Below are 20,614 nucleotides of genomic sequence, written 5' to 3'. Positions count from 1 at the left end.
CCCATGACAACTCCCGTACAGAACATCGGTATCAACACGCTCGGCGGCGTTCCCACCTCGCTCGGCGACTACGACGGCCGCGCGGTACTCGTGGTGAATGTCGCCTCCAAGTGCGGCCTGACCCCGCAGTACACGGCGCTGGAGAAGCTGGCCACCGAGTACGCGGACCGCGGCCTCACCGTCGTCGGCGTGCCGTGCAACCAGTTCATGGGCCAGGAGCCGGGCACCGCCGACGAGATCGCCGAGTTCTGCTCGGCCACCTACGGCGTGACCTTCCCGCTGCTGGAGAAGATCGAGGTCAACGGCGAGGGCCGGCACCCGCTGTACGCGGAGCTGACCACGGCGGCCGACGCGGACGGCGCGGCAGGCGACATCCAGTGGAACTTCGAGAAGTTCCTGATCGCGCCCGACGGCACCGTGGTGAACCGGTTCCGTCCGCGTACCGAGCCGGACGCGCCGGAGGTCGTCGCGGCCATCGAGGCCGTCCTGCCGCGCTAGTCGCTGCCACAGGCCGAACGGGAGTTCCGGGTCGGGTTCGAGGTCGGATCCGACCCGGAACTCCCGTTCAATCGTTTCGGCGGGTTTCAGCGTCCGTTCACCTTCGGGGGCCATGCTGAGGGCATGACCGGGCAACTGATCGTGTCGGTATCCGGAATCCGCGACGAGACCACCGAACTGGTGGCCGGGTTCGCGTCGGAGATGGACAGTCGCGGGGTGCCGCTGTCGCTGCTCGTCGCGCCGCGGCTCAAGGACAAGTACCGGCTGGCCAAGGACGAGCCGACCCAGCAGTGGCTGCGGGAGCGGCAGGAGCACGGCGACGCCATCGTGCTGCACGGCTACGACCAGGCCGCCACCAAGAAGCGCCGCGCCGAGTTCGCCGCGCTGCGTGAGCACGAGGCGACGCTGCGGCTGACGGCCGCGGACCGGGTGATGGAACAGACCGGCCTGCGGACCCGGGCGTTCGCGCCGCCGCGGTGGATCGCCTCGCCCGGCGCGGTGTCCGCGTTGGTGCCCACCGGTTTCCGCCTGCTGGCCGGCCTGACAGCCGTGCACGACCTCGGCCGCGGCACCGTGGAGCGCGGTCGGGTGTTCGGCATCGGCGAGGGGTTCCGGGCGGAGCCGTGGTGGTGCCGGGCCCTGGTGCTCGGGGCCGGCCGGACCGCCCGACGCGGTGCCCTGGTGCGGCTGGCGATCTCCGCGAGGCAACTGGCCTCGCCCGGCCCACGGCAGGCCGTCCTCGACGCCGTCGACCTCGCGCTGCACCACGAGGCCCGCCCGGCCGCCTACCGCTGGGAGGCCGGGCCGGGTATCCGGGTGGCCTGAGTTCAGGCGACCTCGGTGGCGTCCTCCGCCGGGAGCACCCGGAACTCGGTGCCGTCGGGTGCCATCTCGGTGAGCCGGCCGTAGTAGATGCGGGTCCCCGGGGCGTTGATGATGCCCTGGTGGATCGGCACGGCCACCCGCGGCGCGACGGCCCGCAGGTAGTCGACGGTCTCGGAGATCTTCATCCACGGCGCGACCGCCGGGACGGCGAGCACGTCCACCGGCTGCTCGGGCACGAACAGCGAGTCGCCGGGGTGCATCAGCTGGGCCGGCCGGTCCGCGCTGCCCAGCAGGAACGCGGTGTTGTCGATCACCGGGAGGTCGGGGTGGATCACCGCGTGCCGCCCGCCTGCCCCGGTCACCAGCACGTCGCGGACGTTGAAGGTGTCGCCCGCGTGCACGCCGGTCCAGGACCCGCCGAGCTGCGCCGCGGTCTGCGGATCCGAGTACAGCGCCGCACCGGGGTTCGCCTCGAGCAGGGCCGGCAGTCGGTTCACGTCGACGTGGTCGGGGTGCTGGTGGGTGATCAGGATGGCGTCCAGGCCGGTGATGCCCTCGAAGCCGTGCGAGAAGTTGCCGGGGTCGAACAGGACGGTCGCGCCGCCCAACTCGACGAGCACGCAGGAGTGTCCGAAGTGGGTCAGTCGCATGCAGACGAGTATGCGCGGCGGCGAATGTGCGCGCATCACACCGATTGTCGCGACCGAACGAACGGACAGCTCAGTCGGTGCAGAGAGCAGCGGGGCGGACCGGTAAACTGCCTGTTGCCCGGTGGTCTGTGCCGGGCGGTACCGGAGCACCTAGCGAGGAGCAGCACGTGGCCCGTGTCGTTGTCGATGTCATGCCCAAGACCGAGATTCTCGATCCGCAAGGCCAGGCCATTGTCGGCGCTCTCGGCCGCCTCGGGCACGCCGGCGTCGCCGACGTGCGACAGGGCAAGCGTTTCGAGCTCGAGGTCGACGACAGCGTCACCGACGCCGAGCTCTCGGAGATCGCCGAGTCGCTGCTGGCGAACACGGTGATCGAGGACTGGAAGGTCACCCGAGTCCAGTGAGCACCCGCATCGGAGTCATCACCTTCCCCGGCACCCTCGACGACGTCGACGCGGTGCGCGCGGTCAACCTCGCCGGTGGCGAGGCCGTCAACCTCTGGCACGGCGACGCCGACCTCAAGGGTGTCGACGCGGTGGTCGTGCCCGGCGGCTTCTCCTACGGCGACTACCTGCGCTGCGGCGCCATCGCCCGGTTCGCCCCGGTGATGGGCGAGGTCGTCAAGGCCGCGCAGGGCGGCATGCCCGTCCTGGGCATCTGCAACGGCTTCCAGGTGCTGTGCGAGGCGGGACTGCTCCCCGGCGCGCTCACCCGCAACGAGGGACTGCACTTCATCTGCCGCGACCAGTGGCTCAAGGTGGAGTCCACCTCGACCGCCTGGTCCTCACGGTACGAGTCCGGCGCCGAGATCCTGGTGCCGCTCAAGTCCGGCGAGGGCCGCTACCAGGCGTCCGAGCGGGTCCTCGACGAGCTCGAGGGCGAGGGCCGCGTGGTCTTCCGCTACGCGGGCGACAACCCGAACGGCTCCAAGCGTGGCATCGCCGGCATCGCCTCCGAGAACGGTCGCGTCGTCGGACTGATGCCGCACCCCGAGCACGCCACCGAGGCCCTCACCGGTCCCAGCGACGACGGCCTCGGCCTGTTCTACTCGGCCCTGGACGCGGTGCTCACCGCCTGATTCCAGCAGCGCAAGACAAAAAGGACGGACCGGTCACCCCGGTCCGTCCTTTTTCTTTTCGCTTCGTGCGGTCTTCGTGGCCGGAACGGCCACGAGAACGTGTTCCAACTCGGTAGCCTCCCGCCCATGATCTCAACGGTTGTCTGGGGTACCGGAAATGTCGGACGCGCGGCCATCCGCGCCGTCGAGGCGCACCCGCTGCTCGAGCTCACGAACGTGCTCGTGAACAACCCCGACAAGGTCGGCCGCGACGCCGGCGACCTGTCCGGGCTCGGCTGCAACCTGGGGGTCGCCGCGACCGACGACATCGACGCGGTGCTGGCCGCCGGCCCCGCGGCCGTGGTGTACGCGGCGTCCGGCGACATCCGGCCCGACGACGCGCTGGCCGACATCTGCCGCGCGATCCGCGCCGGCGCCGTCGTCGTCAGTCCCGCGCTGTACCCGCTCTACGACCCGACGAACGCCCCGCCCGAACTGCGGGATCCGGTGCTCGCCGCGATCGCGGAGGGCGGCGGCTCGCTGTTCGCGTCCGGCGTCGACCCCGGCTGGGGCAACGACGTGCTGCCGCTGCTGCTCAGCGGGCTCGGCAGCACCGTCGACGTGATCCGCTGCCAGGAGATCTTCGACTACTCCACCTACGACCAGCCGGACTCGGTGCGCTACCTGGTCGGCATGGGCCAGCCGATGGACTACCTGCCGCCGATGATCGCGCCGACGATCCCGACCATGGTGTGGGGCGGACAGGTTCGGATGATGGCCCGGGCGCTGGGCGTCGAACTGGACGAGATCCGCGAGACCCTGGACCGGCGCGCGCTCGACGAGACCGTCAGCACCACCACGATGGGCGACTTCGAGGCCGGCACGCAGGGCGCGGTGCGGTTCGAGGTGCAGGGCATCGTCGACGGCGAGCCCAGGATCGTCGTCGAGCACGTCACCCGCATCCACCCGACCTGTGCCACCGACTGGCCGATGCCGCCGGACGGCGACGGCGCCCACCGGGTGATCATCGAGGGCCGCCCGCGCATCGAGGTGTCCGTCGAGTGCACCGACGAGGACGGCAGCCGGTCCGCCGGCGGAAACGCCACGGCGGTCGGTCGACTGGTGAGCGCCATCGACTGGCTGGTGGACGCCGAACCCGGACTCTACGACGCGCTCGACGTCCCGTTGCGCCCTGCCGTCGGCAAACTCGTCAAGACAGTGAACTCGAAAGGACGCGCATGAACATCGACATTCCCGAGGGCAAGGATCCGATCGGCTACGTGTGGGGCGAGATGGTCCCCGGCATCGGGATCGCGGCCTCGAAGTTCTCCCTGTCGGTCTACGAGCACTCGACCATCGACCTGCGTGCCTTCGAGGCGGCGCGGCTGCGGATCGCACAGATCAACGGGTGCATCTTCTGCCAGGACTGGCGGACCGAACGTGACGGCCAGAAGGTCGAGGCCGGCTTCGACGAGGCCGTCGAGCAGTGGCGCACCACCGACGTCTTCGACGACCGCACCCGGCTGGCCGCCGAGTACGCCGACCGATACGCCCTCGACCACCACGGCCTCGACGACGAGTTCTGGGAGCGGATGGGCGCGCACTACAGCCAGACCGAGATCGTGGAACTGAGCATGAGCATCGGCGCCTGGCTGGCCTTCGGCAGGCTCAACCATGTCCTCGGCCTCGACACCGTCTGCGTACTCCCCGGGAACTGAGCGCATACTCCCCGGGAACTGAGCGCCGCCCCGCCGTGCGTCAGACGGCGGCCGGGGCGTCGGGCAGCGCGTCGAGGAAGTCCGCGCTCGGCGCGAAGAACAGCGAACCGGTGACGGCGGTCGAGAAGTCCAGCAGCCGGTCGTGGTTGCCGCGCGGGCTGCCGAGGAACATGTTCTCGAGCATGCGCTCGGTGATCGCGGGCGTGCGGCAGTACCCGATGAAGTAGGTGCCCATCTCGCCGCCGGCCCGGCCGTACGGCATGTTGGCGCGCAGGATCTCTAGCGACCGGCCTTCCTCGTCCTTGATCGCGTTCAGCGCGACGTGCGAGTTGGCCGGCTTGACGTCGGCTGTCATCTCGACGTCGTCGGGCTTGCTGCGCCCGATGACCCGCTCCTGCTCGGGGACTTCCAGCGCCTCCCATGACGTCATGTCGTGCACGTACCGCTGCACGTGCAAGTAGGACCCGCCCGCGAAGCCGCGGTCCTCGTCGCCGACCGTGACGGCGGCGACGGCCTGGGCGCCCACCGGGTTCTCGGTGCCGTCGACGAACCCGATCAGGTCCCGGTTCTCGAAGTACTGGAAACCGTGCACCTCCTCGACGACGGTGGCCGCGCCCGCCAGCCGCTTGGTGATCTGGTGGGCCAGTTCGAAGCACGCGTCCATGCTCATCGCGCGAATGTGGAAGAGCAGGTCGCCCGGGGTGGACGGCGCGCGGTGGGTCTCGCCTCGCAGCTCGGTGAACTCGTGCAGTTCGGCGGGCCGAGGTCCACCGAACAGCCGGTCCCACGCCGACGAACCGACGCCGGTGACCAGTTCCAGGCCCGAGCCGGGCATCCGCAGCCCGGTCGCGCGGCGCAGTCCCGCGGTGTCGGCGAGCAGCCCGCGGGCGGTGGCCTCGCCGCCCACGTCGATCGTAGCGACCAGGAACAGTGCCGCGGGGGTCAGCGGCGTCGCCACCGTCTGGGACTCGGGCATCTTCTCGAAACTCCAATCATGGGGCGGTACATCGACATCGGCGGTTGTCACCGATGTCCGGTTCACCCTAGTTGGGGCCACCGACGCCGCCTCGGCCGCGGGATGTCGGTGCCCGGCGGTAGCGTGCCGACATGACACTGACCCTGGGCATGATCACAGTCGACAGCGCCGACCCCGGACCGCTCGCCACCTGGTGGGCGGAGCAGGTCGGCGGCCGGATCGAGCAGGAGAACGAGGGCTGGTTCTTCCTGGTCGGGGTGCCGGGCGCGCCGTACAAGCTGGCCTTCCAGAAGGTGGAGGACCCGACGCCGGGCAAGAACCGGATGCACCTGGACCTGTCCGCGCCGGACCTGGACGCGGAGGTCGCGCGGCTGACGGCGAACGGCGCCACCGAGTACGAGCGGCACGACATGGACGGCTTCCGCTGGGTGACGCTGACCGATCCGGACGGCAACCGCTTCTGCGTCTCCGGCGGCGAGCACTGAGCGAACACCGATCGCCGGGCCCGGGGCGGTGTCGGCGGTCCTAGGATCGTGGGCATGCCCACGATGACCGACGCCACCGCCTCCGGACTCTGTGCCTTCGTCGACGCCTCCCCGTCCCCGTTCCACGTGTGCGAGACGGTCGCGGCCGAGCTGACGGAGGCCGGCTTCGTCGAGTTGCGCGAGACGGACGGCTGGCCGACCGCGCCCGGCCGGTACTACCTGGTGCGGGGCGGCTCGCTGGTGGCGTGGAGCACCGAGGAGTCCGGCCACGGCGAGTCGCCGTTCCGGATCGTCGGCGGCCACACCGACAGCCCGAACCTGCGGGTCAAGCAGCACCCCGACCTGCGGTCCGCCGGATGGCAGTTGGTGGGCCTGGAACCGTACGGCGGCGCCTGGCTGAACTCGTGGCTCGACCGCGACCTCGGGATCTCCGGTCGGATCAGTGTGCGGGTGGGAAACGCGCTGCAGCAGAAGCTGATCCGGGTGGACCGGCCGATCCTGCGGGTGCCGCAGCTGGCGATCCACCTGTCCGAGGAACGCAAGGGCGTTCAGCTCGACCCGCAGCGGCATGTCAACGCGATCTGGGGTGTCGGCAACTCGCCGACCTCCTTCCTCGGCTACCTGGCCGGGCAGGCGGGGGTCGCCGAGGACGCGGTGCTCGGCTGGGAGCTGATGACCCACGACCTCGCGCCGAGCGCGGTGGTCGGGCTGCACGACGAGTTGGTCAGCGCGCCGCGACTGGACAACCAGGGCACCTGCTACGCGGGAACCAGGGCATTGCTCGCGGCGGTCGAGGAGCCGGGCGAGGCCATTCCCGTGCTGGCGCTGTTCGACCACGAGGAGGTCGGCAGCATGTCCGATCGCGGCGCCTTCTCGGACCTGCTGAACTCGGTCCTCGAGCGGATCGTGCTGGCCCGCGGCGGCGGCCGGGAAGACTTCCTGCGGGCGCTGGCCGGCTCGGTGTGCGCGTCCGGCGACATGGCCCACGCCACCCACCCGAACTACCCGGACCGGCACGAGCCGGCGCACCGCATCGAGGTCAACGGGGGACCGGTTCTCAAGGTGAACCAGAACCTGCGGTACGCCACCGACGCTGCCGGCGCGGGTGCGTTCGCGCTGGCCTGCGACCAGGCGGGGGTGCCGTTGCAGCGGTACGTGCACCGTGCGGACCTGCCGTGCGGCTCGACGATCGGGCCCATCACGGCCTCGCGTACGGGGCTGTCCACCGTGGATGTCGGTGCCCCGCAACTGGCGATGCACTCGGCTCGGGAGCTGATGGGCGCCGCCGACGTGGCGTACTACGCGGACGCGCTCGCGGCCTTCCTGACGCCGGTCGACTGACCCCGCCGGGAGGGCGGCCGGCGGCGGTTCGGCGGACCAAGCACGAGCAATCTCTTCGATAACAATTCCCATAACGCACGGCTGTCGCCCGGCAACTGTGAGCTGTTCGTGGTCTGCTGTGGCGTCGAATCGTCGGAATCGGGCCATTTGTCCCGTGCCGGACTTGCCTACGCAGGAAGGGAAATTGCCTGTGCGCTCAGTGAGACGATCATGGTCAGCAGTCGTGTCGGCCGCCGCGGTGACGGTGTCGCTGTCGGTGGTGATGGCCCCGCCGGCCACCGCCGCGGAAGGTGGGCCCTGCGGGCAGGGTGGGAACAGCTCCGGCAGTTCCGGCAGCGCCACCGGTTCGTTGGGCAAGGTCCTGCCGTGGATCACCGGTTCGCCGGACGGGGCGCTGCCGCAGTTGACCGGCCGCACCAAGGCGATCGAGATGGTCACCGGCCCCGGCAGCCCGAACGACACCATCAACAGGTTCAACGTCTCCGGCACGGATCTCGGCATCATGTGGGACAACGGCCTGCCCGGCGCGGACCACGACACACTGGTCGCGTTCGGCGACACAGTCGGCGAGTGCGGCTCCGAGGGCGACGACTGGCGCAGCAACGTGCTCTTCCGCAGCGCCGACACGAACCTGGCCGACGGCATGCGGATCGACAGCTCGCCACTGGACGCGCCGAACCACTCGAAGGAGATCATCCCCGGCTTCGCGATTCCCGGCGAGTTCACCACCATCCCGACCGGCGCCGTGTCCTTCGGCGGTGTCCAGTACGTCCGCTTCATGTCGGTGCGGTCCTGGGACACCCCGGGCAACTGGACCACCAACTACTCGGCCATCGCCACCTCGACCGACAACGGCGAGAACTGGGTCAATCAACCCGGCACGGTCCGGGCCAACACCGCCGGGATCGGCATCGAGGGCATCCCCGCCATCGCGCCGACCAACAAGGACTGGCAGCAGAGCGCGTTCCTGACCGGCCGCGGTGACGGCTACATCTACGAGTACGGGACGCCGTCGGGCCGGTTCGGCGACGCCCTGCTGGCCCGGGTGCACGGTGCGCAGCTGCTCGACCCGACGGCCTACGAGTACTGGAACGGCACCGGCTGGGTACCGGACCAGGCGGCGGCCAAGGCCGTGATGCCCGCGCCGGTCAGCGAGCTGTCGGTGCAGTGGAACGACTACCTGGGCAAGTACGTCGCCATGTACACCGACCTGGACGGTCTGGTCATCCGGCAGGCCGACAACCCGCAGGGCCCCTGGAGCGGCACCCAGACCATCATCAGCGGCTTGCTGTTGCCCTCGGTGTACGGCGGATTCATGCACCCGTGGGCCAGCGGGCGGTACCTCGAGTCCGTGGTCACCACCTGGGACCGGTACAACGTCATCTACATGCGCACCGACCTCCAGGGCCTGCAGATGGCCGCCACCGACCAGGTCGACCGGCCGGACCCGGCGACCACCGGTGAGGCGCAGCGGATCGGCACCGAGTACCCCGCGGGTGTGCCGGAGGAGACCCCCGCGGAAACACCCGCGGACAAGTGACGGACCGGCCGAGCTGACGCGCGCGGCCCGCCCCCGGCCGAGGGGCGGGTCGTGGTCGGCTCTGCCAGTGCGTCGGACGTCGGTGCGCCCGGCTAGACTTTGCCCAGGCAGCGCCCCGCCGGTCTGCCGATCTGACTCCTTCAGGGAAGGGACCCCACTTCCAGTGTCTTCGCAGGTCGATACCGTCACCAACGCCGCAGCGACCCCGGATGTCGCCCAGCCCCACCGGGAACTGGGCCTCAAGGACGACGAGTACACCCGCATTCGGGAAATCCTCGGTCGTCGCCCCACGGACGCCGAGCTCGCGATGTACTCGGTGATGTGGAGCGAGCACTGCTCCTACAAGTCCTCCAAGGTGCACCTGAAGTACTTCGGTGAGACCACCACCGACGAGATGCGCTCCTCCATGCTGGCAGGCATCGGCGAGAACGCCGGCGTCGTCGACATCGGCGACGGCTGGGCGGTCACCTTCAAGGTCGAGTCGCACAACCACCCGTCCTACATCGAGCCCTACCAGGGTGCGGCCACCGGCGTCGGCGGCATCGTCCGCGACATCATGGCCATGGGCGCCCGCCCGATCGCGGTCATGGACCAGCTGCGCTTCGGCGCGGCGGACGCTCCCGACACCCGGCGCGTCGTCGACGGCGTCGTCCGCGGCGTCGGCGGCTACGGCAACTCCCTCGGCCTGCCCAACGTCGGCGGCGAGACCGTCTTCGACGCGTCCTACGCGGGCAACCCGCTGGTCAACGCGCTGTGCGCCGGCGTGATGCGGGTCGAGGACCTGCACCTGGCGTTCGCGTCCGGTGCCGGCAACAAGATCATCCTGTTCGGCGCCCGCACCGGCCTCGACGGCATCGGCGGCGTCTCGGTGCTGGCATCGGAGACCTTCGACGAGTCGTCGGGCGGCCGTCCCAAGAAGCTGCCCGCCGTGCAGGTCGGCGACCCGTTCACCGAGAAGGTGCTCATCGAGTGCTGCCTCGACCTGTACGCCGCCGGACTCGTGGTCGGCATCCAGGACCTCGGCGGCGCCGGGCTGTCCTGCGCGACCTCGGAGCTGGCCGCGGCCGGCGACGGCGGCATGCACATCAACCTGGACGCGGTGCCGATGCGCGCCACCGGCATGACCGCGGCGGAGGTGCTTTCCAGCGAGTCGCAGGAGCGCATGTGCGCCGTGGTGACCCCCGAGAACGTGGACGCGTTCATGGAGGTCTGCCGCAAGTGGGACGTGCTCGCCACCGTCATCGGTGAGGTCACCGACGGCGACCGGCTGGTCATCGACTGGCACGGCGAGACCGTCGTCGACGTGCCGCCGCGCACCGTCGCGCACGAGGGCCCGGTCTACGAGCGTCCCGTGCAGCGCCCCGAGGCGCAGGACGCGTTGATCGCGAACACCACTGCCGGACTCGAGCGCCCGGAGACCGCGGCCGAGCTGCAGGCCACCCTGCTCAAGATGATCTCCTCGCCGCAGCTGTGCAGCCGCAAGTGGATCACCGAGCAGTACGACCGGTACGTCCGCGGCAACACGGTGCTCGCCGAGCAGGCCGACGCCGGCGTGATCCGGGTCGACGAGAAGACCGGCCGTGGCATCGCCCTGGCCACCGACGCCTCCGGCCGTTACACGGCGCTGGACCCGTACGCCGGCGCCCAGCTGGCCCTGGCCGAGGCGTTCCGCAACGTCGCGGTCACCGGTGCCACCCCGCAGGCCGTGAGCAACTGCCTCAACTTCGGTTCCCCGGAGGATCCGGGCGTGATGTGGCAGTTCCAGCAGGCCGTGCGCGGCCTGGCGGACGGCTGCGCCACCCTCGGCATCCCGGTCACCGGCGGCAACGTCAGCTTCTACAACCAGACCGGATCCACGGCGATCCTGCCGACCCCGGTGGTGGCTGTGCTCGGCGTCATCGACGACGTGCAGCGTCGCATCCCGACCGGTCTGGGCCTCGAGCCCGGCGAGACGCTGATCCTGCTCGGCGAGACCCACGACGAGCTGGACGGCTCGATCTGGGCCCAGGTCGAACACGACCATCTCGGCGGCGTGCCGCCGAAGGTCGACCTGGCCCGTGAGCAGCTGCTCGCGGACATCCTGCTGGCCAGCTCCCGCGACGGACTCGTCTCCGCCGCGCACGACCTGTCGGAGGGTGGCCTCGCGCAGGCCGTCGTCGAGGCGGCGCTGGCCGGCGAGACCGGCTGCCGGATCCTGCTGCCCGAGGGTGCGGACCCGTTCGTGACGCTGTTCTCCGAGTCCGCCGGCCGGGTGCTGGTCGCGGTGCCGCGCACCGAGGAGACCCGCTTCACCGGCATGTGCACCGCCCGCGGCCTGCCGTGGGTGCGGATCGGCGTCGTCGACGAGGGCTCCGACTCCGTCGAGGTGCAGGGCCAGTTCTCCGTCACCCTCGAGGAGCTGCGCGCGGCGCACGAGGGCACCCTGCCGGCGCTGTTCGGGTAGCTATTGACCGACGTCGACGAGACCCAGGACCCCGGGACCGCGCAGCCTGACGCTGCGCAGCCCGGGGTCTGGTCACGTACCGACGAGCTCGTCGCCCGCCACCCGTTCGTGGTCTGGGCATGGGGACTGCTCCGCCTCGACTTCACCGGCATCGCGTTCGCGGCGCTGTTCTTCTGCTGGTCGCTGACCCCGTCGCTGCTGCCACGCGACTGGCTCTTCCAGGGTCTGATCGGTGGAATCAACGCCGCGATCGGCTACGGGGTGGGCGCCGCCGTCGGCTGGGCGGTGTACCGCTACCTGCTGGCGGGGCGGTCCTGGTGGCCGCTGCCGCCCCGGGTCGTGCAGGTGCTCGAGATCGTGGTCGTCGCCGGCTCGATCGTCGCGGCCGTGGTGATGCTGGTGTACTCCGCGGGCTGGCAACGGGAGCTGGCGGCACTGATGGACGCCGAGGGCACCACGACCTCCGGTTACATCCGCACCGGCGGGCTGAGCCTGCTCGTGGCCGCCGCGGCGATTTCGCTGTGGCGGGTGCTGCGCGACCTGGTCCGGCTGGTGGCCCGCTATCTCAACCGCTGGCTGAAGGTGCCGCGGCAGGCCGCGTTCCCGCTCGGCGTCGTGCTGGTGGCGTTCCTGACCTACACCCTGGTCACCGGCGTGCTGCTGAACGGGCTGTACTCCTTCGCCAACTCCGCGTTCAGCCTGCAGAACAACAGCACCCGCGACGGCGTCACCGAGCCCCTCAACCCGGAGCGGTCGGGCAGCCCGGAGTCGTTGGCGCCCTGGGACACCCTCGGCTTCGAGGGGCGCAACTTCGTCTCCCGGGGGTTGGACGCCGCGCAGCTGTCCGCCGCCAACGGCGCCCCGGCCATGGAGCCGATCCGGGTCTACGCCGGGCTCGAGACCGCCCCGACGACCGAGGCGCGGATGGACGTGGTGGTCGACGAGCTGGAACGGACCGGCGCCTTCGACCGCAAGGTCCTGGTGGTCATTCCCACCACCGGCACCGGCTGGGTGAACCCGACCGCCGCCGAGGCCATCGAGCTGGTGCACAACGGGGACACCGCCCTGGTCGCGGCCCAGTACTCGTACCTGCCCAGCTGGATCTCCTTCATCGCGGACCGGCAGAAGGCCGCCGACGCGGGGAAGGCGTTGGTGGACAAGGTGCACGAACGCTGGCTGACCAAGCCGCCGGAGACCCGGCCCAAGCTGTACGTGTACGGCGAGAGCCTCGGCACGCAGGCCGGCGAGGGTGCGTTCGACAGCCTCGGGGCCATCCGCGAAACCGTCGACGGGGTGTTGTGGGTCGGTCCGCCCAATGCCAACGTGCTGTGGCACCAGCTGGTCACCCGCCGAGACCCCGGCACCCCGGAGGTGGCCCCGGTGTACGCCGACGGCCTGGTGGTCCGGTTCGCCGACAGCGCCGCCGACATCTCGCAGCCACCGTCGCCGTGGCTCCACCCGCGGGTGCTCTACATCCAGCACCCGTCCGACCCCGTGGTGTGGTGGTCGCCGGACCTGCTGTTCCAGCGACCGGACTGGCTCTCGGAGCCGCCCGGATACGACCGGCTCCCGCAGATGCGGTGGTTCCCGGTGGTGACGTTCTGGCAGGTGTCGGCGGACCTGGCCAACGCCGCGGGGGTTCCGGACGGGCACGGGCACAACTACGGCACGACCGTGCTCGACGGCTGGCTGGCGATCGCCGCGCCCGACGGCTGGACGCAGGCCGACACCGACCGGGTGCGGGGCGTGCTGGAATCCGTCGTGGGCACCCAGGGCCCGGAGAAGTGACCGGTCCCGACGAGTGACAGGCCGGACTCGGTGAACGTGCCCGCCCGCGCGGCCGGGTGCGCGCTCGCCCTGGTCGGTTGGAGCAACTGGCTGCTGCCCGCGCTGCGTCTGGGGCCGGACGGTCGCGCGGCCGCGAACACGGCCCTGGCGGTCGGGTTCACCGGCCTGGCGCTGGGATCCGGAGCGAGCGTTGCCGAACTCGGGCTCGAGCTGCGGCGCGGGTTGCCGCGCGCCGCCGCGGTCGCCGCGGTGCCTGCCCTGGCGTACGCGGCGGCGCTGGCCGTCCCGTCGTTGGCGGCGCCGCTGCTGGCGCCGCGCGCCGGCGAGCCCCCGATCCGCGGGCGGGCCGAGTTCGCCCGCTGGGTGGGCGTGCAGATCCCGTTCGGCACGGTGCTCGCCGAGGAACTGCTGTTCYGTTCCGTGCTGCACGCGCAGGTGCGGCGGGCCTGGCCGCGTGCCGGGGGAGCGGTCGGAGCGCTCGCGTTCGGGCTCTGGCACGTGCGGCCGGCACGGGTGGCGGGTGATCCGGTTGCCGCGACCGTCGCCGTCACCGCCGCGTCCGGCCTGATCTTCGACCGGCTCCGACGCGACGGCGGCGTACTGGCGCCCATGTTGCTGCACCTGTCGGTGAACGTCGGCGGCGCGCTGGCCGCCCGTTGGGCTGCCGGTAGATTGGCGCGGTGACCGCACGCCGCAAGATCGACCCCGCGCAGCTGCGGGACGCACTGCTGACCGTCCGGGACTGGGTCGGCGCCCCCGACACGGACGACGCCACGGCGGTTGCCGCCCCCGCCCGCGCCGAGCTGGCCGCCGCGGTTCGACTCAGCGCCCGGACCCTGGAGAACGTCGCGCCGGGTTCGTCGGTGGAGGTCCGCGTCCCGCCGTTCGTCGCGGTGCAGTGCATCGCGGGCCCGCGGCACACCCGTGGCACGCCGCCCAATGTCGTGGAGACCGACCCGCGCACCTGGCTGAAGCTGGTCACCGGGGGGCTGACCTTCGAGGCGGCCGCGGCCGCGGGCGCGCTCACCGCGTCGGGCACCCGAGCGGGGGAGATCGCACACTGGCTCCCACTGCTGCGCCTGTGACCGACGCTCGCCTGTGACCGACGCTACAGCCCGGCACTGTAGAGATGCCGGTGGTAGGAGCACCCCTGCGAGGGCCGTAGACTGAAGTTGCCCCCCACACCCATCCCCTAGGGAGCAACCCCGGTGACTCCAGCCGAATTGTCGGTCAACAGTCCGAATCTCCTCGCCGCCGTGCCCCCTCCGGGCATGTCCGATCAGGACGAGCAACCACCCCGCGAGGAGTGTGGCGTCTTCGGCGTCTGGGCTCCCGGCGAGGATGTGGCGAAGCTCACTTACTACGGGCTGTATGCACTGCAGCACCGCGGCCAGGAGGCGGCCGGCATCGCCGTCGCCGACGGCGCGCAGGTGCTGGTGTTCAAGGACCTCGGCCTGGTCAGTCAGGTGTTCGACGAGCAGACGCTCGGTGCGATGTCGGGCCATGTCGCCGTCGGGCACTGTCGGTACTCCACCACCGGCTCGACCACGTGGGAGAACGCGCAGCCGATCTTCCGGACCACCGCGGCGGGCACTGGCATCGCTCTCGGTCACAACGGCAACCTGGTCAACACGGCCGAGCTCGCTGCCCGGGCCCGCGAGGCCGGGCTGGTCAACGACAAGCGTCCCGGCGGCGCCACCTCGGACTCCGACATCGTCGGCGCGCTGCTCGCGCACGCGGCCGCGGACCGGACCGTCGAGCAGGCCGCGATGGAACTGCTGCCCACCCTGCGTGGCGCGTTCTGCCTGACCTTCATGGACGAGCACACCCTGTATGCGGCGCGTGACCCGCACGGTGTCCGCCCGCTCTGCCTCGGTCGGCTCGACCGTGGCTGGGTGGTCGCCAGCGAGACCGCCGCTCTCGACATCGTCGGCGCGTCCTTCGTGCGCGACATCGAGCCCGGCGAGCTGCTCGCGATCGACGCCGACGGCGTCCGCTCCTCGCGTTTCGCGAACCCCACGCCCAAGGGCTGTGTCTTCGAATACGTCTACCTCGCCCGTCCGGACAGCGTCATCGGCGGACGATCGGTGCACTCGACCCGAGTCGAGATCGGCCGTCGGCTGGCCAAGGAACACCCGATCGACGGCGATCTGGTCATCCCGGTCCCCGAGTCGGGTACGCCCGCCGCGGTCGGCTACGCGCAGGGCTCGGGAATTCCGTACGGCCAGGGTCTGATGAAGAACGCCTACGTGGGCCGTACCTTCATCCAGCCGTCGCAGACGATTCGTCAGCTCGGCATCCGGCTCAAGCTGAACCCGCTCAAGGAGGTCATCCGCGGCAAGCGGCTGATCGTGGTGGACGACTCCATCGTCCGCGGCAACACCCAGCGGGCACTGATCCGGATGCTCCGCGAGGCCGGTGCGCTGGAGATCCACGTGCGGATCGCGTCGCCGCCGGTGAAGTGGCCGTGCTTCTACGGCATCRACTTCGCCTCCCCGGCGGAGCTGATCGCCAACGGTGCGGGCGTGAGCGAGGCCGACGGCAGCGCCACCAGCATGGACGAGATGCTCGAGGGTGTGCGCCGGTCGATCGGCGCCGACACCCTGGGGTACGTCTCGATCGAGGGCATGATCGCCGCGACGGAACAGCCGGCCTCCCGGCTGTGCTCCGCGTGCTTCGACGGTCACTACCCGATCGCGTTGCCCAAGGAGACCTCGATGGGCAAGAACGTGCTCGAAGGGATGCTCGACGTCACCGCGGGCGCCCCGACGAAGCCGGACAACGACAACGCGAGTGCGCTGAGTCGGCCCTAGACCCGCGCCGAGACCGCATAATGCGAGTCGTACCGGCACGCACACCACCCGGGTCGTCCACGTCCTGGGACCAACCACAGTGCTCTGACGGCACTGTCGAGAACACAGCTGGAGTCAGAACGCGATGACCGAGGACCAGAACCCCCGCCCCACCGGCGCCTCCTACGCGGCGGCGGGTGTCGACATCGCCGCCGGCGACCGGGCCGTCGAGCTTTTTGCGCCGCTCGCGAAGAAGGCCAGTCGCCCGGAGGTGCTCGGCGGCCTCGGCGGCTTCGCCGGTCTGTTCGCCCTCAAGGGCGGCTACCGGGAGCCGCTGTTGGCGGCCTCCACCGACGGGGTCGGGACCAAGATCGCGGTCGCGCAGGCGATGGACAAGCACGACACGCTGGGCCTGGACCTGGTGGCGATGGTCGTCGACGACCTCGTGGTGTGCGGCGCCGAGCCGTTGTTCCTGCAGGACTACATCGCGGTCGGCCGGGTCGTGCCCGAGCGGGTCGCGGAACTGGTCAAGGGCATCGCCGACGGCTGCATCATCGCCGGCTGCGCGCTGCTCGGCGGCGAGACCGCGGAGCACCCCGGCCTGATGGCCGACGGTGACTACGACCTCTCGGCCACCGGCGTCGGTGTCGTCGAGGCGGATTCCGTGCTCGGCCCCGACCGGGTCCGTCCGGGCGACGTGGTGATCGGCATGGGCTCCTCGGGTCTGCACTCCAACGGCTACTCGCTGGCCCGCAAGGTGCTGCTCGAGATCGACCGGATGCCGCTGACCGGCCACGTCGAGGAGTTCGGCCGCACGCTCGGCGAGGAACTGCTCGAGCCGACCAAGATCTACGCCAAGGACTGCCTGGCACTGGCCGCCGAGACCGACGTGCGCACCTTCTGCCACGTCACCGGCGGCGGACTGGCGAACAACCTGGCCCGGGTCATGCCCAAGGGCCTGGTCGCGGAGCTGGACCGCGGCAGCTGGAGCCCGGCACCGGTGTTCGCGATGATCGCCCAGCGCGGCCGCGTCGAGCGCGCCGAGATGGAGCAGACGTTCAACATGGGCGTCGGCATGGTCGCGATCGTGGCGCCGGAGGACGTGGACCGCGCGCTGGCCGTGCTCACCGCCCGGCACATCGACTGCTGGACCATGGGCACCGTCTCGAAGGCGTCGGACAAGCAGGACGGCTCCGGCCAGGCGCACCTGGTGGGAGACCACCCGCGCTTCTAGGCAAAGACAAGCGGTCCGGACACCCCGTATTCCCATCGGGGTGTCCGGACCGTTGTCGTATCCGGGGATAATTGGGCGCCGCTGAGCGCGCGCTGCCGCAGATGCGGAAATGAGGGGAGCCTGTGGGCTCCCCTCACTTGTCAGCTGCGTTGGTCAGCGGCGCCAGTCGTCGGAGTCGTCGTCGTCCCAGCGCGAACGACCATCCGAGTCGGACCGCTGGTCGGTGCCGACCCCGGTCCGATGCGAGCTGGACGAGCTTCCCGACAGTTCTTGCTGAAGGCTAGAGAAGTCCGTGGACGGCGAGCTGTACTTGAGCTCACGCGCAACCTTGGTCTGCTTTGCCTTAGCCCGGCCGCGGCCCATGGCTAACCCCCTCGCGCTTTCGCGGGGCGGCCTGGGGAATTTGGCGGCCCCGTTTGAGTGTGTGTTTCTTCCTGACCCACACTCTAGCCTGAGAAAGGATTTGCCGCTCCTTCCCCTGGCAGTCCGGGGTGTCTGAATTATCTCAACGCGCCCGGAACAGCCCGAATGGTGCCGACTCGCACGCCTCCGCCCAGGACTGGCGGCGACGCCAGCCCCGCGAGGTCCTCGGTCCACTCGACGCCGAGGCGGTGCAGCAGCGCCGCGGCGAGGGGCAGCCGGGCCCGCTCGTGGCCGTCGTCGATCTTGAGGGCGAAGGCGGTGCCGTCGGGCAGCGCGCCCGCGTGCACACCGTCGGCCCCGGCCTTGCAGACCAGGCCCGGCACCGCGGCCATCAGCTGCGCATCGTCCGCGCCGGTGCCCGAGATCAGCCAGGGATGGTCGCGGATCGCGTCCGCGACCGCCCGTTCCGGGCTCCCCGGCGGCGCGGTGACGAGGCGGGAGAAGGCGTGGGCGAGGGCCGTCAACGCCAGCGGGATGGTCGGCAGCCCACAGCCGTCGATGCCGTGGTCGGACTCGATCTCGCCGGCCAGGTCGGAGACGGTGTCGAGCACGGCCTGCTGCAGCGGATGGGCCGGGTCGAGGTAGCTGTCGAGGGGCCAGCCGCGGGCCACACACACCGCGAGCATCGCCGCATGCTTGCCGGAGCAGTTCATGAAGATTCGTCGACGCAGACCGCCTGAGGCGAGCACCCGGGCCCGGGCCACCTCGTCGGACGGCAGGTCCGGCGGGCACTGCAAGCGGTTCTCGTCGACTTCGGTGCGCTGCAGCAGCCCGTGGACCACCGCGACGTGCTCCGGTTCACCGTGGTGCGAGGCGGTGGCCAGGGCCAGTTCGCGGCTGTCGGCGGGGACGAACCCGCTACGCAGCATTCCGACCGCCTGCATGGGCTTGCTGGACGAACGGGGGTAGGTCGGGGTGTGCACCTCACCGATGGCGAGCAGGACCTCGCCGTGCGGGTCCAGCAGCACCGCGGAACCCCGGTGCACGCACTCGCGGAGACCGGACCGGACCACCTCGACAAGTTCGACGCTCAATACTCCACCTGCACCTTCAGCCCGGTGATCCGTCGGCGTGCCTTGTCCTCGACACTAGGCGACAGGTCGGGTTGTTGCGCGAGCAACAGCGCCAGCCGTTCCGGGTCGCGGCCGGTGAACAGGTCGCGGACCGTGACGCCGTGCGCCGGGACGTGCACGCGTTCGATCGCGTCGCCGGCGGCGACCCGTCCGCCGCGGACCACCCGAAGGTAGGCGCCGGTGTCGGCGCGCTCGGCGAACCGCTTGACCCAGCCGGGCTCCGCTGCCCAGACGCCGAAGGTGCCGCACGGGGTTCGTGGGCCCGTCACCTCGAGTTCCGGCGCGTCGTCGCGGTCGCCTAGCCGCCAGCGCTCGCCGATGACCGCGTCGCTGGTGGGGAGCCCGCTCACGCGCAGGTTCTCCCCGAACCAGCCGGCAGGCAGGTCGCGGCCCAGTTCCGCCGCCCACCGCCGGGCCTCGTCCTCCTGGTAGGCGTAGACCGCCTTGAAGGCGCCGCCGTGGTGCTCGGTGTCGCACACCCGGTCGCCGTCGAGCCCGGCCGCGTGGACGCCCACCGGGCCGGTCACAGGGCGTTTGTCGATCGCGGTGCGCGGCACCCGCCGGGTGCCGCTGTCGCGCTCGGCGAACAGCACGCAGACCGCTTCGACGCGGCCCGCCGCCGGGGCGGGCCCGGTCACCGTCCGCGGAGCCGGTCGACGGCGGCACGGCCCGCCTGGACGGCGTCGTAGCTGGGGACGGAGTCCGCGTCGATGGCCGCGGCGGTGCCGCCGACGACGAGCGGGGTCTCGGCCGGCACGGTCCGCTTGACCAGGGCCAGCGCGATGGGGCCGAGTTCGTGGTGGTCCACGACGGTGCCGACCGTGCCCACGGCGCGACCGTCCGCGGTGACGGCGTCACCCGGCTGCGGCAGGGTGTCCGCCGAGCCGTCGAGGTGGAGCAGCACCAGGTGCCGCGGCGGTTTGCCCAGGTTGTGCACCCGAGCCACCGTCTCCTGGCCGCGGTAGCAGCCCTTGTCGAGGTGGACCGCGCCGTGCTCGGTGACTCCGCCGATCCAGCGGACCTCGTGCGGGATGGTGCGTTCGTCGGTGTCGAGGCCGATCCGGGGGCGCAGTGCGGCCACCCGCAGCGCCTCGAACGCCCAGCTGCCCGCGGGAGCGGCGCCGGCCCCGGTCAGGGCCGCCCACCATTGGCCGAGCCGGTCGCGGGGGACCACGAGGTCCCAGGCGTGCTCGCCGGGCCACGGCATGGTGCGGAGGAAGCCGCCGCCGGCCACGGCGACGGCGCCGTAGACCCCGGGCAGCTCGCCGACGCCGAGCGCCTCGAGGATCCGGGGCCGTCGGATGTCGGGGCCGAGCAGGGTGAGCACCGCCATGTCGGGCGCCGGCTTGGGCTCGGCCTTCGCCCAGAACACCATCTTCTGCAGGAACCCGAGCAGGTCGGGGCCGTACTTCGGTTCGGTGTCGATCCACGTCACCTCGTCGAGATCGGTGAGCACGAAGTGGTGTTCGACGCGACCGTTGAGGTCGAGGCTGAGGTTCTCCGCCGACGCGCCGTCGGGCAGGTTCGCGACGTGCTGGCTGGAGATGGTGTGCAGCCAGCTGAGGCGTTCGGCGCCGGCAATGGAGAGGACGTACCGGTTCGACCGGTCGACGATCGCGGCGGTGGTCTCGGCCGATCGCTGCTCGCGCAACGGATCCCCGTAGTGCCAGGCGACACCCGCGTCGAGGGAATCGTCGGGGGCCGGCACGGCGCCGGGGAGGGTGAGCAGGGGACTCGTGGTGATGCTCGGTGACTCGGACACACCTCCATA

21 protein-coding genes are annotated in these 20,614 nt (G+C 71.1%); 15 read left to right on the top strand and 6 right to left on the bottom strand.

Going from position 1 to position 20,614, the window contains the following annotated elements; genetic code table 11:
* The first annotated feature begins 3 nt into the window (after positions 1–3).
* Both AC1DU4_RS01385 and AC1DU4_RS01380 read left to right on the top strand, forming a co-directional pair.
* Positions 4–498 carry a glutathione peroxidase gene (locus tag AC1DU4_RS01385; RefSeq protein WP_072843058.1) on the top strand — a complete coding sequence of 165 codons (495 nt, stop codon included), beginning with the start codon at positions 4–6 and terminating at the stop codon, positions 496–498.
* A gap of 123 nt (positions 499–621) precedes the next feature.
* Positions 622–1,323, top strand: a complete 702-nt coding sequence (locus AC1DU4_RS01380; protein ID WP_477837246.1) for a DUF2334 domain-containing protein — start codon at positions 622–624, stop codon at positions 1,321–1,323.
* 2 nt (positions 1,324–1,325) lie between these two features.
* Here AC1DU4_RS01380 and AC1DU4_RS01375 read toward each other — a convergent pair whose 3' ends face one another.
* Positions 1,326–1,973 (bottom strand): MBL fold metallo-hydrolase, encoded by a 648-nt coding sequence (locus tag AC1DU4_RS01375; RefSeq protein ID WP_477837244.1) that lies wholly within the window; start codon positions 1,971–1,973, stop codon positions 1,326–1,328.
* 167 nt (positions 1,974–2,140) lie between these two features.
* On the opposite strand from AC1DU4_RS01375, the gene purS reads away from it, so the two are divergent.
* From purS to AC1DU4_RS01355, 4 genes are all read left to right on the top strand, one after another.
* Positions 2,141–2,377 (top strand): phosphoribosylformylglycinamidine synthase subunit PurS, encoded by a 237-nt coding sequence (purS, locus tag AC1DU4_RS01370; RefSeq protein ID WP_072843055.1) that lies wholly within the window; start codon positions 2,141–2,143, stop codon positions 2,375–2,377.
* Complete coding sequence (purQ, locus tag AC1DU4_RS01365) at positions 2,374–3,051, top strand: phosphoribosylformylglycinamidine synthase subunit PurQ (RefSeq protein ID WP_477837241.1); 678 nt, start codon at positions 2,374–2,376, stop codon at positions 3,049–3,051. The genes purS and purQ overlap by 4 nt, the downstream gene beginning before the upstream one ends.
* Positions 3,052–3,177: 126 nt before the next feature.
* Positions 3,178–4,272 (top strand): NAD(P)H-dependent amine dehydrogenase family protein, encoded by a 1,095-nt coding sequence (locus AC1DU4_RS01360; protein ID WP_477837239.1) that lies wholly within the window; start codon positions 3,178–3,180, stop codon positions 4,270–4,272.
* A complete protein-coding gene (locus tag AC1DU4_RS01355) occupies positions 4,269–4,748 on the top strand; it encodes a carboxymuconolactone decarboxylase family protein (RefSeq protein ID WP_072843052.1) in 480 nt (159 codons plus the stop codon). Before AC1DU4_RS01360 ends, AC1DU4_RS01355 begins: the two co-directional genes overlap by 4 nt.
* A gap of 40 nt (positions 4,749–4,788) precedes the next feature.
* Here the strand turns inward: AC1DU4_RS01355 and AC1DU4_RS01350 are convergent, their stop codons facing one another.
* Positions 4,789–5,724, bottom strand: a complete 936-nt coding sequence (locus tag AC1DU4_RS01350; RefSeq protein WP_477837237.1) for a Dyp-type peroxidase — start codon at positions 5,722–5,724, stop codon at positions 4,789–4,791.
* Between the two features lie 131 nt (positions 5,725–5,855).
* Between AC1DU4_RS01350 and AC1DU4_RS01345 the strand changes: the two genes are divergently transcribed.
* From AC1DU4_RS01345 to purM, 9 genes are all read left to right on the top strand, one after another.
* Positions 5,856–6,209 carry a VOC family protein gene (locus AC1DU4_RS01345; protein WP_477837235.1) on the top strand — a complete coding sequence of 118 codons (354 nt, stop codon included), beginning with the start codon at positions 5,856–5,858 and terminating at the stop codon, positions 6,207–6,209.
* A gap of 54 nt (positions 6,210–6,263) precedes the next feature.
* The gene (locus AC1DU4_RS01340; RefSeq protein WP_477837233.1) at positions 6,264–7,550 is read left to right on the top strand and encodes a M18 family aminopeptidase; all 1,287 of its coding nucleotides are present in this window, start codon (positions 6,264–6,266) and stop codon (positions 7,548–7,550) included.
* A gap of 190 nt (positions 7,551–7,740) precedes the next feature.
* Entirely contained in the window at positions 7,741–9,090 is a 1,350-nt protein-coding gene (locus AC1DU4_RS01335; protein WP_477837231.1) for a DUF4185 domain-containing protein, read from the top strand.
* A gap of 163 nt (positions 9,091–9,253) precedes the next feature.
* Entirely contained in the window at positions 9,254–11,533 is a 2,280-nt protein-coding gene (purL, locus tag AC1DU4_RS01330; protein WP_072843047.1) for a phosphoribosylformylglycinamidine synthase subunit PurL, read from the top strand.
* Between the two features lie 3 nt (positions 11,534–11,536).
* On the top strand, positions 11,537–13,321 hold the full coding sequence (locus AC1DU4_RS01325; protein ID WP_477837229.1) for an alpha/beta hydrolase: 1,785 nt from the start codon (positions 11,537–11,539) through the stop codon (positions 13,319–13,321).
* A gap of 30 nt (positions 13,322–13,351) precedes the next feature.
* Positions 13,352–14,005 (top strand): CPBP family glutamic-type intramembrane protease, encoded by a 654-nt coding sequence (locus tag AC1DU4_RS01320; protein WP_477837228.1) that lies wholly within the window; start codon positions 13,352–13,354, stop codon positions 14,003–14,005.
* On the top strand, positions 14,002–14,406 hold the full coding sequence (locus AC1DU4_RS01315; RefSeq protein WP_477837226.1) for a sterol carrier family protein: 405 nt from the start codon (positions 14,002–14,004) through the stop codon (positions 14,404–14,406). The genes AC1DU4_RS01320 and AC1DU4_RS01315 overlap by 4 nt, the downstream gene beginning before the upstream one ends.
* Positions 14,407–14,529: 123 nt before the next feature.
* Positions 14,530–16,134, top strand: a complete 1,605-nt coding sequence (gene purF / locus AC1DU4_RS01310) for an amidophosphoribosyltransferase (RefSeq protein WP_477837224.1) — start codon at positions 14,530–14,532, stop codon at positions 16,132–16,134.
* A gap of 124 nt (positions 16,135–16,258) precedes the next feature.
* On the top strand, positions 16,259–17,347 hold the full coding sequence (purM, locus tag AC1DU4_RS01305; protein WP_072843042.1) for a phosphoribosylformylglycinamidine cyclo-ligase: 1,089 nt from the start codon (positions 16,259–16,261) through the stop codon (positions 17,345–17,347).
* A 153-nt stretch (positions 17,348–17,500) separates the two neighbouring features.
* Here purM and AC1DU4_RS01300 read toward each other — a convergent pair whose 3' ends face one another.
* The 4 genes from AC1DU4_RS01300 to ygfZ all read right to left on the bottom strand — a co-directional run bounded on the left by AC1DU4_RS01300 (position 17,501) and on the right by ygfZ (position 20,605).
* The gene (locus AC1DU4_RS01300) at positions 17,501–17,710 is read right to left on the bottom strand and encodes a DUF3073 domain-containing protein (protein WP_072843041.1); all 210 of its coding nucleotides are present in this window, start codon (positions 17,708–17,710) and stop codon (positions 17,501–17,503) included.
* Between the two features lie 137 nt (positions 17,711–17,847).
* The gene (locus AC1DU4_RS01295) at positions 17,848–18,804 is read right to left on the bottom strand and encodes an asparaginase (protein ID WP_072843040.1); all 957 of its coding nucleotides are present in this window, start codon (positions 18,802–18,804) and stop codon (positions 17,848–17,850) included.
* Complete coding sequence (locus tag AC1DU4_RS01290; protein WP_477837216.1) at positions 18,801–19,481, bottom strand: MOSC domain-containing protein; 681 nt, start codon at positions 19,479–19,481, stop codon at positions 18,801–18,803. Before AC1DU4_RS01290 ends, AC1DU4_RS01295 begins: the two co-directional genes overlap by 4 nt.
* A complete protein-coding gene (gene ygfZ, locus AC1DU4_RS01285; RefSeq protein WP_477837215.1) occupies positions 19,478–20,605 on the bottom strand; it encodes a CAF17-like 4Fe-4S cluster assembly/insertion protein YgfZ in 1,128 nt (375 codons plus the stop codon). The genes AC1DU4_RS01290 and ygfZ overlap by 4 nt, the downstream gene beginning before the upstream one ends.
* Positions 20,606–20,614 lie beyond the last annotated feature (9 nt).

Source organism: Rhodococcus sp. P4_F5 (assembly GCF_056401315.1).
Note: the sequence above shows the minus strand (reverse complement) of the source record. Positions and strands in the feature narration are given on the sequence as shown.